At 60.8% G+C, this 16,808-nt stretch carries 11 protein-coding genes; 4 read left to right on the top strand and 7 right to left on the bottom strand.

Annotated features, from left to right (window positions below; all coding sequences use genetic code 11):
* Positions 1-251: 251 nt before the first annotated feature.
* Positions 252-1,754, bottom strand: coding sequence for a D-alanyl-D-alanine carboxypeptidase/D-alanyl-D-alanine-endopeptidase (gene dacB, locus K0F86_RS19450; RefSeq protein ID WP_219135897.1), 1,503 nt, complete (start codon positions 1,752-1,754; stop codon positions 252-254).
* An 8-nt stretch (positions 1,755-1,762) separates the two neighbouring features.
* Positions 1,763-3,001, bottom strand: coding sequence for a nucleoside recognition domain-containing protein (locus K0F86_RS19445; RefSeq protein ID WP_219135896.1), 1,239 nt, complete (start codon positions 2,999-3,001; stop codon positions 1,763-1,765).
* A gap of 217 nt (positions 3,002-3,218) precedes the next feature.
* On the opposite strand from K0F86_RS19445, the gene K0F86_RS19440 reads away from it, so the two are divergent.
* The 4 genes from K0F86_RS19440 (at position 3,219) to K0F86_RS19425 (ending at position 10,124) form a co-directional block, all read left to right on the top strand.
* On the top strand, positions 3,219-5,021 hold the full coding sequence (locus K0F86_RS19440) for an ABC transporter substrate-binding protein (RefSeq protein ID WP_219135914.1): 1,803 nt from the start codon (positions 3,219-3,221) through the stop codon (positions 5,019-5,021).
* Between the two features lie 217 nt (positions 5,022-5,238).
* Entirely contained in the window at positions 5,239-7,992 is a 2,754-nt protein-coding gene (locus K0F86_RS19435; protein ID WP_257572244.1) for a TonB-dependent receptor, read from the top strand.
* Between the two features lie 73 nt (positions 7,993-8,065).
* Complete coding sequence (locus K0F86_RS19430; RefSeq protein WP_219135895.1) at positions 8,066-9,145, top strand: LD-carboxypeptidase; 1,080 nt, start codon at positions 8,066-8,068, stop codon at positions 9,143-9,145.
* Positions 9,146-9,230: 85 nt separating this feature from the next.
* Positions 9,231-10,124 (top strand): YihY/virulence factor BrkB family protein, encoded by an 894-nt coding sequence (locus tag K0F86_RS19425; protein WP_219135912.1) that lies wholly within the window; start codon positions 9,231-9,233, stop codon positions 10,122-10,124.
* A 463-nt stretch (positions 10,125-10,587) separates the two neighbouring features.
* Here the strand turns inward: K0F86_RS19425 and K0F86_RS19420 are convergent, their stop codons facing one another.
* The 5 genes from K0F86_RS19420 to K0F86_RS19400 form a co-directional block, all read right to left on the bottom strand.
* Positions 10,588-11,715 (bottom strand): acyl-CoA dehydrogenase family protein, encoded by a 1,128-nt coding sequence (locus K0F86_RS19420; protein ID WP_219135894.1) that lies wholly within the window; start codon positions 11,713-11,715, stop codon positions 10,588-10,590.
* A 39-nt stretch (positions 11,716-11,754) separates the two neighbouring features.
* A complete protein-coding gene (locus tag K0F86_RS19415; protein WP_219135893.1) occupies positions 11,755-12,423 on the bottom strand; it encodes an SDR family oxidoreductase in 669 nt (222 codons plus the stop codon).
* Positions 12,424-12,501: 78 nt separating this feature from the next.
* Positions 12,502-13,698 (bottom strand): acetyl-CoA C-acyltransferase, encoded by a 1,197-nt coding sequence (locus K0F86_RS19410; RefSeq protein ID WP_219135892.1) that lies wholly within the window; start codon positions 13,696-13,698, stop codon positions 12,502-12,504.
* A complete protein-coding gene (gene aceK / locus K0F86_RS19405; protein ID WP_219135891.1) occupies positions 13,691-15,493 on the bottom strand; it encodes a bifunctional isocitrate dehydrogenase kinase/phosphatase in 1,803 nt (600 codons plus the stop codon). The genes K0F86_RS19410 and aceK overlap by 8 nt, the downstream gene beginning before the upstream one ends.
* 53 nt (positions 15,494-15,546) lie before the next feature.
* Positions 15,547-16,731: an isovaleryl-CoA dehydrogenase gene (locus tag K0F86_RS19400; protein ID WP_131689793.1), complete on the bottom strand. Its 1,185-nt coding sequence runs from the start codon at positions 16,729-16,731 to the stop codon at positions 15,547-15,549.
* Positions 16,732-16,808: the final 77 nt, after the last annotated feature.

Below are 16,808 nucleotides of genomic sequence, written 5' to 3'. Positions count from 1 at the left end.
CAGTGTGAAAGTAGGTTATCGTCAGGCTTGTTATACGCAGTAGAGAAAAACCCCGCCAGCGATGGTGGGGTTTTTTTTCGTCTGGTGGTTGGGTGCAGGTGCTGGTGCTGGTGCTGGTGGTGGCTGTCGGCTTACGCGCGTTGCGCTAAGCCGACCTACGCCGACCTACGCTGGCCTACGGTCAGACCCCGGCTGTTCAGCTGACGAAAAAAAGCAGCGTTAGGCGCTGCCTTTCTGTCTTTACTTCCCTTTTATTGACCGGCAACCACAGGCGTCGCGCCGCTCCTGGCCACCCACTCGATCAGCGCATCGACGGCGGCGCGGCCATTGCCATTGCCCACCAGGTCGCTATTGATCATGGCGACCACCACGCATAGCTGGTTGTTGGCATCAGGCACGTAGCCGGCAATGGCGACCACATTTTTTAATGTCCCCGTCTTGATGCGGGCGCGCGCGGCGGCTGGGCTGTTCAGCAGGCGCTTGCGCATGGTGCCGTCCAGCGCCACGATGGGCAGGCTGGACTGGAACTCGGGCGCCCACGGACTTTGCTGCATCGCTTGCAGCACGCCAGCCATTTGTGCTGGCGCAATGCGTCCCGTGCGCGACAGGCCGGAGCCGTTGTCGACCAGCATGCCTTGGGTGTCGATATGGTGCCGCTGGAACCATTCCTGGATGACCAGTCGCGCCCGATTGGCCGTATCTTCCGGCGCCGCCATGGCGACGGGGCGGCTGCCCAGCCAGCTATCGCTCTGCAAGCTGCCCAGGCTGAGGAACAGGGTGCGGGCCAGGGTGTTGTCGGACGTCTTGTTGATATCGCGCAAGACTTCCGGCAAGGCCCGCGCCACATGGTCGGCCAGCATGCGCGTGCCGACCGGCTCGGCCGTCGGCGGCAAGCCCGTCAACGGCGCTTCGCGCACCGTGCCCGTGATCGTGCCGCCTAGGCGTTTCCAGGTGGCACGGAACAAGCGGTCCGCATAATCGTTGCGGTCGAGCACGTTGATGCTGGTGGCCTTGCTGCAATTTTGTGGGAAGGTGCCGTGCAGTATCACCTGCAGCTTGCCGCTCGCATCGCGCCGGTATTCGGGCGGGCGCCAGCCATCTTCCCATTTGGCACAGCTGCCCTTGACCAGCTTCATGTCGCTGGTGATGCTGACGTTCTCCAGCGGCGGCTGCATCAGGATGCTCAATTGCCGATCCGTCGAGTTCATGTTGATATCGAGCAAATTGGTGTTCAGCAATAAGGCATCGGGAATGACGTTGTAGCGGAACTCGGCCGACTCATCGAAGGGCGGCGTACCGATATCGGGCCGGGCTGGCTGGAACAACTGGCGGTCCAGAATCAGGTCGCCCTTGATTTTGACGATACCCTGGTTGCGCAGGGTTTGCAGCATGTGTGCCAGCACGTCCGCGTTGAAATCCGTGTCGGCGCCGCCACGCAGGATCAAGTCGCCTTTCAGCACGCCATTGATGACGTCGGCGCTGGTGCGCAATTCCGTGCGGCCGCGGAAGATGGGGCCCAATTGCTCCAGGCCCACGGCCGTCGTCACCAGCTTCATGGTGGAAGCGGGCTGCATGCTGCGCTCGGCGCCGTGCGACAGCACGGTGGCGTTGCCACGCAAAACGATGGCGCCCATGGCGTCTTCGGGAATATTCGCGCTGCGCAGCAGCAGGCTGACGGATTCGGGCAATTGCGCGTGGGCAGTCGACAGGCCAAGACCCGCCAACAGCGCAGCCATCAGAACAGGACGTAACATGGTGCTCCTTAATGGAAAAAGACGTAGGCGACAAAGACGGCCGTGACCACGCCAGCGAAATCGGCGATCAGGCCGGCCGTGATGGCATAGCGCGTCTTGCGGATGCCAACGGAACCGAAGTACAGGGCCACGATATAGAAGGTGGTGTCGGCCGAGCCCTGGAAGACGCAGGCCAGGCGGCCGACGAAGGAATCGACGCCGTAGGTATTCATGGCGTCGATCATCATGGCTTTCGAGCCGGAGCCGCTGAGCGGCTTCATCATGGCCGTCGGCAGGGCGGGCACGAAGTCCGTATTGATGCCCAGGTTGGCGAAGAACCAGTTCATGCCGCTCATCAGGAAATTGAACACGCCCGCGTTGCGGATCACGCTGATGGCCACCAGCATGCCGACCAAGTAGGGAATCACGGTAATCGAGGTCTGGATGCCGCCTTTCGCCCCTTCGATGAAGGCGTCATACACGTTCACCTTCTTGCGCAGGGCGCCGATGATGAAGATGGCAATGACGCTGATCAACACCAGATTGCTGACCACCTTGGACACCAGCTCGATTTCCTGTTTCGTCAGATATTGCGTGAAATACCAGATCATGGCGACGATGGCGCTCGTCATGCCGCCCATCCAGCTCAGGACGACGCGGTTGAGCAGGTTGATGCGTTGCTTGATGGACACCGTGATGATGCCGACCACAGTGGCCACATAGGTGGCGATCATGCAGGGGATAAAGATGTCGGACGGGTCGGCTGCGCCAAGGATCGAGCGCTGCGCCATGATGGCCAGCGGAATCAGGGTCAGGCCCGAGGTGTGCAGCACCAAAAACATGATTTGCGCATTCGTCGCCTCTTCCTTGTTCGGGTTCAGGGTTTGCAGGCTTTCCATGGCTTTTAAACCGAACGGCGTGGCCGCATTGTCCAGGCCCAGCAGGTTGGCCGAGAAATTCATCACCATGTGTCCGGTCGCCGGATGGTCTTTCGGAATTTCCGGGAAGATGCGCGAAAAGAAGGGCGCGATCACTTTCGCCAGCCAGCCGACGATGCCCGCTTTTTCACCAATGTTCATGATGCCGAGCCACAAGGTCATCACGCCCGCCAGCGGCAGGGCGATATCCATCACGCCCATGCGCGCCGTTTCAAACGTGCCGTCGATGATGCGCTTGAAGATATCGTTATCGCCGAGAAACAGCCACTGCAGCACCGCGGCCAGGAAGCCAACGAGGAAAAAGCCGGACCAGATGTAATTAAGTGCCATATGCGATCAGTTCTGTGTATCGGGAGTGAAAAATGTCTGCAAACAAAGTATAGGGGCAGCCCGATACGAGTTGATGAAAGAATGCAGCAATCGCATGCCAAAAAGTTATAAGCTGGCAGCCTGTTTTCATTGGCGCCCCGTCGCTTGCCCGCGTAGTGTGGGGGATGCCTGTCGCTTATCGCTGTTCGTTACCCTTGTCTGCACTGGATCACTGATGATGTTTTTCCGCAAAACCGCCTGCGCCGCCGGCCTGGCCCTGTTGACGCTTTTTAGCGTGCCCGGCATTGCCGCCACCGATGCCCGCGCGAACAAGACCCTGCACTTGTTCTTGAGCACCAGCGAGACGGGCCTGGACCCGGCCGTGGCCTCGGACCTGGCCAGTTTAAATTTGATGGAAAACATTTTTGACCCGCTCTTGCGCTATGACTACCTGGCGCGTCCGGTGCAGCTGCAGGGCAATACGGCGCGCGGCTTGCCCACCGTGGAAGATGGCGGACGCACGTATCTGTTTCACTTGCAGCCTGGTATTTTCTTCACCCCCGATCCCGCCTTCAAGGGCCAGCCGCGCGAAGTGACGGCGCAGGATTATGTCTACAGCCTGACGCGGCTGTATGATCCCGGCCTGAAGTCGCCGTGGCTGTTCTTGCTGGAAGACAAGCTGGTGGGCGATGCGGCCCTGAAAGCCAAATTCAGCTACGACACGCCGATCGCCGGCTTGCAGGCGCTGGACAAATACACCTTGCGCATCCGCCTCAACGCCATCGACCCGAACTTCCTGTTTTACCTGGCCATGCCGGCGACAGCCGTGGTGGCGCGCGAAGTGGCCGAAGCGTACCCGGCGGCCGGGCAGATCGGTAATCACCCCGTGGGCACGGGGCCGTTCCTGGTAAAAGAGTGGAAACGCAGCGACAAGATCGTGCTGCAAGCCAATCCGACTTTCCGTTCCACCGTGTTCCATACGGAAACCAAGGCGCTGGCCGCCTTGCCGGCCGACGCGCGCGCCATCGCCGCCGCGCTGGAAGGCAAGCGCTTGCCGCTGGTCGAGCGCATCGAAGTGCGCATCGTTGAGGAATATCAATCGCGCATGCTGGGTTTCCTGAAAGGCGAATTCGACTACCTGGAGCAAGTGCCGGAATCGATGACGGACATGGTGCTGGAAAACGGCGCCCTGAAACCGGCATTGGCCGCCAAGGGCTTGCAACTGACGCGCTTTCCCGTGCTGCAGACGTATTACATGTGGATGAATATGGATGACCCCGTGCTGGGCGGCTACACCAAGGACAAGCTGGCCCTGCGGCGCGCCATCGCCCTCAGCTACAACAGCCGCGAAGACATCGCCTTATTAAAAAAGGGGCTGGCCTTGCCGGCGCAGTCGCCGCTGCCGCCGAATGTGCTCGGTTACGACAAGGCTTACCGCAGCCCCGTCGGCTACGATCCGGTGCTGGCGCACGCCTTGCTGGACCGCTTCGGCTACAAGGTGGGGGTCGATGGTTTCCGCACGCAGCCCGATGGCACGCCCTTGCTGCTGACCATGCACACGGAGCCGAGCACGGTGGGCCGGCTGCGCGATGAATTGTGGCGCCGCAACCTGAACGCCATCGGCCTGCGCGTGGAGTTCAAAAGCGACAAGAAGACGGAAATCATCAAGGCGTCGCGCCTGGGCAAGGTGCAGATGTTCGAGACCAACTGGATCGCCGACTTCCCCGATGGTGATAACTTTATGCAATTGTTGTATGGCGGCAACGTTGGCCGCGCCAACTATGCCCGCTTCAACTTGCCCGATTACAATAAACGCTATGAGGAGGCGCGCCTGCTATCCGATACGCCGCGCCGACGCAGTCTGTACTTCGACCTGTTTCAGCTGATCCACGCTTACACGCCGTGGGTGCTGCTGACGCATCCCATCTCTGCCGACCTGCAGCAACCGTGGCTAAAAAACTACAGGCGCCACCCCGTGGAATTCACGTCCTGGCGCTATCTGGACGTCGATCCCGCCAAGGGCCGCCCCGCAGGCAAGTGACCACGTCGCTGAAAAGGGCATTCATTCCAAAAAGTTATGGTTAGGAAAGCATTTTTCATTGGCTGGGCCTGGTTGCATCGCGCTACTCTGAAAATGAAAACAAATAAAGTAAAGCGCTGGCGTCATAAAAAAATGTACTGCGAGACAGACGCCGCGACCTTACAAAACAGCCTGGACTTGAGAACTCAAGTTTCGATTGCCCAACAAGGAGAGACCAGTGAAATTGAAGAAACTAGCGCAGTTGGTGGCATTGATGGGGGTGGTGGGGCCGGTGATGGCACAGGACGCGGCGGCGCCAGCGATGCAACGGGTTGAGGTGACGGGTAGCAGCATCAAGCGCGTGGCCAAGGAAGGCGCGCTGCCGGTGCAAGTCATCAGTTTTGAGCAGATGGAAAAGCAGGGCATTACGACGGCCGAGCAACTGGTGCGTACCTTGTCGGCGAATGGCACGGGCGCCGAGAACATGACTTCGGGCAATAACGTCTTTGGCGCCGACGCGGACCGCCTGGCCGGCGGCGCTTCGTTCGCCTCGCTGCGCGGGCTGGGACCGGGCGCGACCCTGGTGCTGCTGAACGGCCGCCGCGTCGCCACGCATGGCGCCAGTGGCCGCGCTGTCGACTTGAATTCCATTCCGCTCGGGGCAATCTCGCGCGTGGAAATCCTCAAGGATGGCGCCTCGGCCATCTACGGCACGGACGCGATCGGCGGCGTGATCAATTTCATTCTGAAAACCAATTACAGCGGGGTGGAAGCCTCCGTTTCTACCAACGACACGCAAGCGGGCGGCGGCGCCACGCGCCGCGCTTCCATCCTGGCCGGCACGGGCTCGCTGGAAGAAGGCCGCTACAACATCATGGTCAGTTTGACGGTCGACAAAGCACAGCGCCTGAACGGCAGCGACCGCTCCTTCGTCAATGGCTACCAGCCGGGCCGCGGCCTGTCGCCCGATACCACGGGCACGCCGTTCGCCAACCAGCTGGCGGGGGCCGGCACGGCGTTGGGCACCGCGTTCCAGCTGCCTGGCGACCCGAATCAATACCTGCAAGCCAATCCCCTGAGCTTCCAGGGCAAGTGCGACAGCGTCGCCGGCATGTCGCAATACCAGACGGCACTGTGGAAAGACGTGACGTCGCCGTTGCGCACCAAGTATTCCTGCGCCTACGACTATGGCGCCGACTATGTGCTGCAATTCCCTGTAGAACGGGCCAATTTCCTGTCGCGCGGCACGTTCAAGCTGGCGCCCGACCACCGCATGTTTGTCGAAGCGCTCGGTTCGCGCACCAAGGCCACGGCGATTTTGACGCCGATGCAGGTGCAGACGAGCATTGCCAACAAGGCCGTCTACCCCGTGGGCGGCGCGTATTACCAGGATTTGTCGGCCTACATCCCGTCTTTCGACAAGACCAAGCCGATTGCCTACAAATGGCGCGCGAATGACGTGGGCAACCGCACGCAGGAAAACACCACCGACAATGCGCGTGTACTGCTGGGTTTTGAAGGCAACTTCGGCAAGTGGGATTACAAGACTGGCGTTTCCTACGCACAGAGCACCACCAAGACCAAGCTGACCGATGGCTATTCCTACACGGACAAGTTGTACGCGGCCCTGGGGACAGGCATCATCAATCCGTGGGTGGGCGCGGGCCAGAGCCAGACGGAAGCGGCCAAACAATTGATCGAGTCGACCAAGTTCCGTGGCGCCTTCCAGCATGGCAAGACGACTCTCACCCAGATCGATGGCGCCGTTTCCGGTGAGCTGTTCCAGCTGCCGGCTGGCGCCGTGGCGATGGCGGCCGGTTTTGATTTGCGCCGCGAGGGCTACAGCTTCGAACAGGATGTCGATGCCAACCTGATTCTGTTGGCGCCAGGAAATGCCGCATTGAAGGATGTCAGCCGCAACGTCAAGGCCGTGTATGCCGAGTTGCTGGTACCCATCATGAAAGACCTGGAAATGCAGCTGGCCGTGCGTCGTGATGATTACAGCCAGGTGGGCGCCACGACGAATCCGAAGATTGCCTTGCGTTACCAGCCGGCCGACTTCATCCTGTTTCGTGCCTCGGCCAGCAAGGGTTTCCTGGCACCGAGTTTCGACCAGCTCTATTCAGGTGTATTGACGCAGGAATTGCCGAATGGTGTGAAAGATCCGGAAGGCTGTATCAAGCATCCCGGCGTGAAGGAATATTGCAGCATCGATCGTCTCAGCTACACGACGGGCGGCAACCTGAACCTGAAGCCGGAGACGTCGAAGCAGGGCAGCGTCGGCATCGTCATCGAGCCGGTGAAAGGTTACTCCGCCTCGTTCGATTACTGGGCCATCAATACCCAGGACCAGCTCCTGAAACGCACGCCGAAAGTCGTGCTGGACAATTACCAGGCGCTGAACCAGTATATTTTCCGCAAGGCCGATGGCACCATCGATTACGTACAGGCGGGTTGGTTCAATGCGGGCGGTAGCCGCGTGCGCGGCCTGGACGTGAGCTTGCGCGGCGAAGGCAAGGTCCAGGACGTGAAATGGACGGCGACCCTGGACGGCACCTACATGGACAGCTTTAAATTTGCCGAATACAAGGGGCAAGAATACAAGGAGCTGGTCGGCAATTTCTACACGCGTGATTTGTACTTGCGCTGGAAACACAACGCCAGCTTTAGCGTGTCGCACGGCGACTGGAGCGGCTTGCTGGTGCAGAGTTTTGCTTCCGGCTACAAGGACCAGGTACCGAATGACGGCAAGGGCACGCCGCCGCCGGGCTTCAAGGCCGATGTGTCCAGCTACACCACGTATAACTTGTCGGGCACGTACACGGGCTTCAAGAATACGACCTTGACCCTGGGCATCCAGAACCTGTTCGACCGCGATCCACCATTCACCGCGCACAACGTGGATGAAGTGGTGGGCGCCGGCTGGGATCCGCGCGTGGCCGACCCGCGCGGCCGCGCCTTCACCTTCCAGCTGAAGTACAAGTTCCTGTAAGGCGGCCATCTGGCATGCTAACCTCGTGCGGCGGCGCCTGGCGTCGCCGTTTTTTATTTCAGGAAAGGGCCGCATGTCGAGTCAGACCAATCTCAGCCGGCGCCGCTTCGGCGGCTTGCTGGCCGCCACCGTGGGGGCGGCAGGCACAACGGCGTGGGCGGGCGCCGCGCAAGGGAAGGGCAAACGCATGCAACAACACCACGCATTGATCAAACCGGCGCGCCTGCGCGACGGCGACCTGGTCGCCATTATCGCGCCGGGCGGTTTTACGGATGAAGACGCCATCGCCCAGGCCGTGCGCAATATCGAATCGCTGGGGCTGCGCGCCAGCCTGGGCGCGAATATCCGCGCCGTGCACGGCAACTATGCGGGCACGGTGCGGCAGCGCCTCGACGATCTGCACGCGGCGTTCGCCGATCCCGAGGTCAAGGCGATCTGGGCCATCCGTGGCGGCTCCGGCTGCATTTCGCTGCTGGCGCTGCTCGACTACGCCTTGATCCAGCGCAATCCGAAAGTGCTGATCGGCTATTCCGACATCACGGCCCTGCACCTGGCCATCGCCAGCCAGACGGGCCTGGTGACCTTCCACGGCCCCGTGGCCTCATCCACGTTTTCCGACTACACGGTGACGCAGCTGCGTAACGTGCTGATGACGCCGCAAGACAGCTACACGATTCCGATGGCCTTGGACAACCATCGCCGCGCGCAGACGCAGCCGAACTTCGCCATCCGCACCGTGCACGGCGGTCAGGCGACGGGACGCTTGACGGGTGGCAACCTGTGCCTGGTCAGCGCGCTGGCCGGGACGCCGTATGCGGCCGATTTCCGCGAGCATATCCTTTTCCTCGAAGAAATCAATGAAGTGCCGTACCGCATCGACAGGATGTTATGCCAGCTCGACCTGTCCGTCGGTTTCAAGCACGCGGCGGCCTTGATGCTGGGCATCTTCGAGCATTGCGAGGCGGCCGAGGGCGATACTGCGCTGAGCCTCGATGCCACGCTGGACCAGCATTTGCAGCCCTTGAGCGTGCCGGCCGTCAGCGGCTATTCGTTTGGTCACATCCGCCACCAGTTCACGCTACCGATGGGCATATTGGCGACCCTGGATGCGGACCGGCAAACCTTGACCTTGCTGGAGCCGGCCGTCTGCTAGCGCACGGTGCGGCAGGGCGATTGTCAGTATGCTAGTGTGATAAGGCGTGGCACGAGGCCGCGCCGTCTTCCTCACCGCACCCGACATGATCAACCGCCACGCCAGTACCTACATCCTCAGCCACCCGCTGGCCTTCGCGCTGCAGGTGCTGAAGGGTTTCCGCGCCAACCAGGGCTTGCTGCTGGCGGGCGCCGTCGCGTATTACTCGCTGCTGTCCATCGTGCCCTTGCTGATGCTGGTGGTGGTGGCCCTGTCGCACGTGATCGCGCAGGACGAATTGCTGCAAACAATCGGCCATTACCTGGAGTGGCTGGTGCCGGGACAATCGAAGGCCATCGTGGGCGAGATCGCACATTTTCTCGACAACCGGGGCGTGATGGGCTGGCTGTTGCTGCTGACCATGCTGTTTTTCAGTTCCTTGGCGTTTACCGTGCTGGAAAACGCCATGAGCGTGATTTTCATTCACCGCGTCGCCATCCGCCGCCGCCATTTCCTCATTTCCGCCGTGCTGCCGTACTGCTACATCCTGTGCCTGGGCGTGGGTATCCTGCTCATCACGCTGGTGGCGGGCGGCTTGCAGGTGATGGGCGAGGAAAGCGTGCGCTTCCTGCGCCACGACTGGGGCCTGGAAGGCGTGTCCGGCGTGCTGCTGTATCTGCTGGGGCTGGGGGGCGAAATCCTCGTGCTCAGCTCGATTTACCTGGTCATGCCGGTGGGAAGATTATCGATTACGCATGCGCTGATCGGCGGCGTGACGGCGGCCCTGCTGTGGGAAATCGCCCGCCATGTACTGGTCTGGTATTTTTCCACCTTGTCGCAGGTCAATGTCGTGTATGGCTCGATGACGACGGCCATCGTCGTTATGTTCAGCCTGGAAATTGGCGCCACCCTGCTGCTGCTGGGCGCGCAAGTGATTTCCGAATACGAAAGAGTGGCGCGTGGCGGCGAAGAGGACAAGCCGCTGGCGCTAAGGACTTGATTTAAAAAGAGTATTGCACCGCACAAAAAGCTGTGCTATACTCCGTTCAGTGATTGAGATTTGGCAGCAAATCATCTCACCATCCAGTTTCAGCGCGGCGACCGACAGGTGTAATGTCGATGGCGTGACAGAGCGAAGAGTGGATTTTGTAATTCCGGATACGATGGTCGATTTACACCTTGGAGTCACCATGCAGATAGCATGGGAGTCCGAAAATCAGGAGGCACTTTGCAGATAGCACTGGCGTCCATGACACGATTAAAGCATTGGTAATACATTGGAACGAAGCCCGCGCTAGCGGGCTTTTTTTTCGTCTGGTGGGCGCGTTTATAAACCTACTGCGCAGCCCGCTCTCGAATCGGCGTTACTCGCCGTACCGAAGTACGGCTGCGTTACTCAATCCGATATCGGGCTTGCTCGCTACGGTTTCTAAAAGCGCTGAGACTGTTACTTCCAAATACTTTTACAAAGCTCTGGCGATCAGGATTTTCTGAATATCGCTGGTCCCCTCGTAAATCTGGCATACGCGCACGTCGCGGTAGATGCGTTCGACGGGGAAATCGGACACATAACCGTAGCCGCCGTGCACCTGGATGGCGTCCGAACAGACCTTTTCCGCCATTTCCGACGCAAACAGCTTGGCCATGGCCGCTTCCTTCAGGCACGGCAGGCCCGCATCCTTCATGGCCGCCGCGTGGCGGATCAGCTGGCGCGCCGCTTCGATCTGCGTGGCCATGTCGGCCAGGCGGAATTGCACGGCCTGGTGTTCATAGATGGGTTTGCCGAAACTCTCGCGCTCGCGCGCGTAGCTCAAGGCCGCTTCGTACGCGGCGCGCGCCATGCCGACGGCTTGCGAAGCGATGCCGATGCGTCCGCCTTCCAGGCCGGACAGGGCGATCTTGTAGCCTTGTCCTTCTTCGCCTATTAAATTTTCCGCCGGGATGCGGCAGTTGTCGAACAGGATTTGCGCCGTGTCCGACGAATGCTGGCCCATCTTCTGTTCCAGTCCCGCCACGATGTAGCCTTGTGTGTTCGTCGGCACCCAGAAGGCGCTGATGCCGCGCTTGCCGGCCGCCTTGTCGGTGACGGCCATGACGATGGCCACGTCCGCATACTTGCCGCTGGTAATGAATTGTTTCGTGCCGTTGATGACGTATTCATTGCCGTCGCGCGTGGCCGTGGTGCGCAGGGCCGAGGCGTCGCTGCCCGTGTGCGGTTCTGTCAGGCAAAACGCCCCCAGCATGGCGCCTTGCGCCAGCGGACGCAGCCACTGTTGTTTCTGTGCATCGTTGGCGTACATCATGCCGATGCTGCACACGGGGCAGTTATTCACGGAAATGATGGTCGAGGTGCCGCCGTCACCGGCGGCGATTTCTTCCAGCACCAGGGCCAGCGACACGTAGTCGAGGCCGGCGCCACCGAGCGCTTCCGGCACGGCCACGCCAAAGGCGCCCAGCGCGGCCAGTTCCTGCAATTCTTCTTTCGGGAAATGATGTTCCTTGTCCCAGCGGGCCGCATTGGGCGCCAGGCGCTCGCGCGAAAAACTGCGCAGCGCTTCCTGGATCATCGATTGTTCTTCATTGAGTATCATGGGACGTCGTCTCGGTTATTTTTATAGTGGATGCGGGAATTACCAGGCGATGGGCTTGCCATCGTAGTTGCGGAACACGGCCTTGTCCGTGGCCGGCAGGCTGGCCAGCGTGGCGCGGATACCGGCTGCGCTTTCCTCGGGCGAAATATCCGCACCGGCGCCGCCCATGTCCGTGCGCACCCAGCCTGGGTGGAAAGCCACGCAGCTGACGCCTTGCGGGCCATGCACGAGGGCTGTGTCGATCAGTACGGAATTCAAGGCGGCCTTGCTGGCGCGGTACAGCGAACCGCTGGGGTTGCCCCGTTCGCTCAAGGAACCCATGTGCGAGGACAGCACGGCGAGTTTCCCTTTTGCATTGGCCACCAGCGGTGCCAGGATAGACAGCAGCCGCATGGCCGCCAGCACGTTCGTGTGCATGACGGCATCGAAATCTTCTTGCGTGGGGGTACCGTCGTGACGGGGGCCATACACGCCCGCGTTGAGGATGGCCACGTCGAGCTTTTCATCGTCGAGCTTCCAGCCCAGGGCGGCACAGCCGTCCACATCCGTCACGTCGAGCTGGTGCGCTTCCAAGCCCAGTTGCGCAAGGGCGTCGCAAGCGTCTTGTGTGCGCGCCGTGGCGATGACACGCCAGCCGTCGTGGCGGTATTGACGGACGATTGCGTGGCCGATGCCGCGCGAGGCGCCGATGATCAATGCGGTAGGCATGTGTTTTCTCCTGGGTAATCAATGAAAAGGCGCGCCGCAAACGTGTCCACGCCGCGCGCCTGTCGTCAACAGAGCCGCTTATACCAGTTCGATCGCCATCGCCGTCGCTTCGCCGCCGCCGATGCACAGGGCCGCCACGCCGCGCTTGCCGCCGGTTTTCTTCAAGGCGCCCAGCAGGGTCACGATGATGCGCGCGCCCGAGGCGCCGATCGGGTGGCCCAGCGCGCACGCGCCGCCGTGGATGTTGATCTTGCTGTGCGGAATGTCGAGGTCGTGCATGGCGGCCATGGGCACGGCGGCGAACGCTTCATTGATCTCGAACAAGTCCACCTTGCTGCTGCTCCAGCCCGTTTTCGCGTACAGCTTCTTGATGGCACCGATGGGCGCCGTGGTGAACTCGTTCGGCGCCTGCGCATGCGTGGCGTGGCCGTGAATTTTCGCGATGACGGTGCAGCCGAGCTTTTTCGCCGTCGATTCGCGCATCAGCACCAGGGCGGCCGCGCCATCGTTGATCGACGAAGACGAGGCGGCCGTGATGGTGCCATCCTTCTTGAACGCCGCTTTCAGGGTCGGAATTTTTTCCAGGCGGGCTTTTTGCGGGCCTTCATCGATGCTGACGATGGTGTCGCCGCCGCGGCCGGAAACGGTCACGGGCACGATTTCCCATTCGAAACTGCCATCCTTGGTGGCCGCTTGCGCGCGTTTCACCGAGTCGATGGCAAACGCATCCTGCGCTTCGCGCGTGAAGCCGTACTGGCTGGCGCACTCTTCGGCAAATGTGCCCATCGAGCGGGCATTGCCCTTTTCATCGCGGCTGTAGGCATCTTCCAGGCCATCCATCATCATGTGGTCATAGATCATGCCGTGGCCGATGCGGTAGCCGCCGCGCGCCTTCGGCACCAGGTAGGGAGCGTTGGTCATCGATTCCATGCCGCCCGCCACCACCACGTCGGCGCTGCCGGCGAGCAAGGTGTCGTGCGCGAACATGGTCGTCTGCATGGCCGAGCCGCACATTTTCGACAAGGTCACGGCGCCCGTGGAATCGGGCAAGCCAGCCTTGCGCAAGGCCTGGCGCGCGGGCGCCTGGCCCTGGCCAGCCATCAGGCAATTGCCGAAAAACACGTGTTCCACGGCATCCGGCGCCACGCCGGACCGTTCGACGGCGGCGCGGATGGCCACGGCGCCCAGGTCGCTGGCGGTGACGTTGGCAAAATCGCCCTGGAAGGCGCCCATGGGGGTGCGCGCGGCACCGACGATTACGACTGGATCATTCATGTTGGATCTCCGGTTGGGGGTGGGAAGGTGCTTGCTTACAAAAACGCAGGTGCTGCGGATACGGGAAGACGTCCTCGATATGGCCGTCTTCGATGCGCTGCTTGCGCGCCTGCCAATATTGCGCCGTCAGCAGGTCGGCATGGTGCTGCATGAAATAGTTGCGGATGCGGGGATTGCCGAGCAGGAAGGTGCCGAATTGTTCGGGAAACACATCGTGCTTGCCAATGGGATACCACGGTTCGGCCGACATTTCTTCCTCCTCCGTGCGGGCTTGCGGGATGACGCGGAACTGGCAATCGGTGATGTACTCGATTTCATCGTAATCGTAAAAAACGACACGCTGATGACGTGTCACGCCAAAGTTTTTATACAGCATGTCGCCCGGAAAAATATTCGCCGCCACCAGTTCCTTGATGGCGTTGCCGTACTCGATGATGGCGTGTTCCACCAGGTCGTCGCGGCCTTCCTTCTCGGCATTGCTCAGCCACATGTTCAGCGGCACCATGCGCCGCTCGATGTACAGGTGGCGGATGATGATCTGCTCGTGGTCTTCCTCGATCAGCGAGGGGGCGAACTGTTTCAGCTCGGCCAGCAGTTCCGCAGTAAAACGGGCGCGGGGAAAGGCCACGTTGGAATACTCGAGTGTGTCGGCCATGCGGCCTACGCGGTCGTGGTGTTTCACCAGCAAGTACTTTTGCTGGACTTGCGCGCGCGTGGTTTCCTTGGGCGGCGGGAAAAAATCCTTGATCACCTTGAAGACATATGGAAACGACGGCAGGGCAAACACCAGCATCACCAGGCCGCGGATGCCGGGCGCGCTTTCGAAGTGGTCCGACGAGTGTTTTAAATGCTGCAGGTAGTCGCGGTAAAACAAGGTCTTGCCCTGTTTTTGCAGGCCCAGTATCGTATAAATTTCGCTGCGCGGTTTGCGCGGCAGCAAACTTCGGAGAAATTGCACATAGGCCGACGGCACTTCCATATCCACCAGAAAATAGGCACGCGTAAACGAAAACAGCACGGCGATCTGTTGCTGCTCGAACAGTACCGTGTCGAGTACCAGCTTGCCGTGGCGGTTGTGCAGGATGGGCACGACGAACGGGTATTCGCGGTTGCCGTTGATGCCCTTGCCGACCAGGTAAGCGCCCTTGTTGCGGTAGAACAAACTGGTCAAGACCTGGAGCTGGTGGTTCGGCTCCAGCTTGTCGCCGCCGAACAGCTGCCGCAGGCGCGCTTCCACCTGGGCCACGTCGCGCTCCAGGTCGGCAAATGCGCAGTCCAGCTGGAAGTTGCCCAGCATGCGCGTCAGGGTATGGCGCAAGCCATCCTTGCCCGGGTAATACACGCGGTAGGTGGGCACCGGGTCTTGCGTCTCGATGTATTCCGTGGAAACGACGGGACGCACGAAAATATAGTCGTTATTGAAATAAGTGCGGTGCAGGATGTTGCAGCAGACGGAATTGAAGAAGGTTTCCGCCAGTTCCGGCTGCTTGTGCTCCGTCAGCATGCCGATGTAGTGCAGCTTGAGTTCGCGCCACACTTCGTCGCTCAACTCCGACTCTTCGTACTCATCTTCGAGCATCTGCACGCATTCCTGCACGCGCTTGTCATAAAAGTCGATGCGTTCGCGGGCCGCCATCTGGGCCGCGCTCCAGGCGCCTTGCTCGAAATACCGCTTGGCGTGCTGGCTCGTTTCGCGGAACAGACGGTAATGCTTGTCGAAGCCGTCGCGGATGGTGCGCGCGATATCGAATGCAATCTGGGAAGAGAGCAATTTGGGGAAGGCAATTTGCGTCATAGTTGTGCTCGCATGAATGGCTCATCACCCAGTCGATAACCGCGCGCCCGTGCTTACTTGGTTTCCGCAAACAATTCGCGGCCGATCAGCATGCGGCGGATTTCGCTGGTCCCGGCGCCGATTTCGTACAGCTTGGCATCGCGCCACAGGCGGCCGGCCGGATACTCATTGATGTAGCCGTTGCCGCCCAAAGCCTGGATCGCTTCGCCTGCCATCCAGGTCGCCTTCTCCGCACTATACAGAATGGCGCCGGCCGCATCCTTGCGCAACTGGCGCACGGCTTCCGGCGTGGTGGCGCGGTCGCAAGCCTGGCCCACGGCATACACATAGGCCTTGCACGCCATCATGGTCGAATACATATCGGCCAGTTTGCCTTGCATCAATTGGAATTCGCCGATGGCCTGGCCGAATTGCTTGCGGTCATGCACGTAAGGCACGACCAGGTCCATGCAGGCCTGCATGATGCCCAGCGGGCCGCCGGACAGCACGGTGCGCTCGAAATCGAGGCCCGACATCAGCACATTGACGCCCTTGCCCAGGCCACCGAGCACGTTTTCGGCCGGCACTTCGCAATCCTGGAACACCAGTTCGCCCGTGTGCGAGCCGCGCATGCCCAGCTTGTCGAGCTTTTGCGCGATGGAAAAGCCTTTGAAATTCTTTTCGATCAGGAACGCCGTCATGCCGCGCGCACCCGCTTCCAGGTCGTTTTTCGCGTACACCACCAGCACGTCCGCGTCGGGACCGTTGGTGATCCACATCTTGGTGCCGTTCAGAACCCAGCGGTCGCCCTTGAAGTCGGCGCGCAGCTTCATGCTGACGACGTCCGAGCCCGCGTTCGGCTCCGACATGGCCAAGGCGCCGATGTGCTCGCCCGTGATGAGTTTTGGCAGGTACTTCGCCTTTTGCTCGGCCGTGCCGTTGCGCTTGATCTGGTTCACGCACAGGTTCGAGTGGGCGCCGTAGGACAGGCCGACGGAGGCCGAGGCGCGCGAGATCTCTTCCATGGCGATGATGTGCGCCAGGTAGCCCATGCCGGCGCCGCCGTATTCTTCGCTGACGGTGATGCCGAGCAAGCCCATGTCGCCCATCTTGCGCCACAGGTCCATGGGGAACTGGTCGGTACGGTCGATTTCGGCCGCGCGCGGCGCGATTTCGGCAGCGGCAAATTGTTGGATCGCTTCGCGCAGGGAGGCGATGTCGTCGCCGTGGTCAAAGGTCAAGCCTGGGAGATGGAGCATGTCGTCCTCGTCGTCGTTATAAGTGTGGCGGTCATGGGTGCCGGGTCAGTAAAGCTATGATACTCAGTTGTGACGTT

Source organism: Janthinobacterium sp. UMAB-60 (assembly GCF_900095235.1).
In the GTDB taxonomy this organism is placed as follows: Bacteria; Pseudomonadota; Gammaproteobacteria; order Burkholderiales; family Burkholderiaceae_D; genus Janthinobacterium.
Note: the sequence above shows the minus strand (reverse complement) of the source record. Positions and strands in the feature narration are given on the sequence as shown.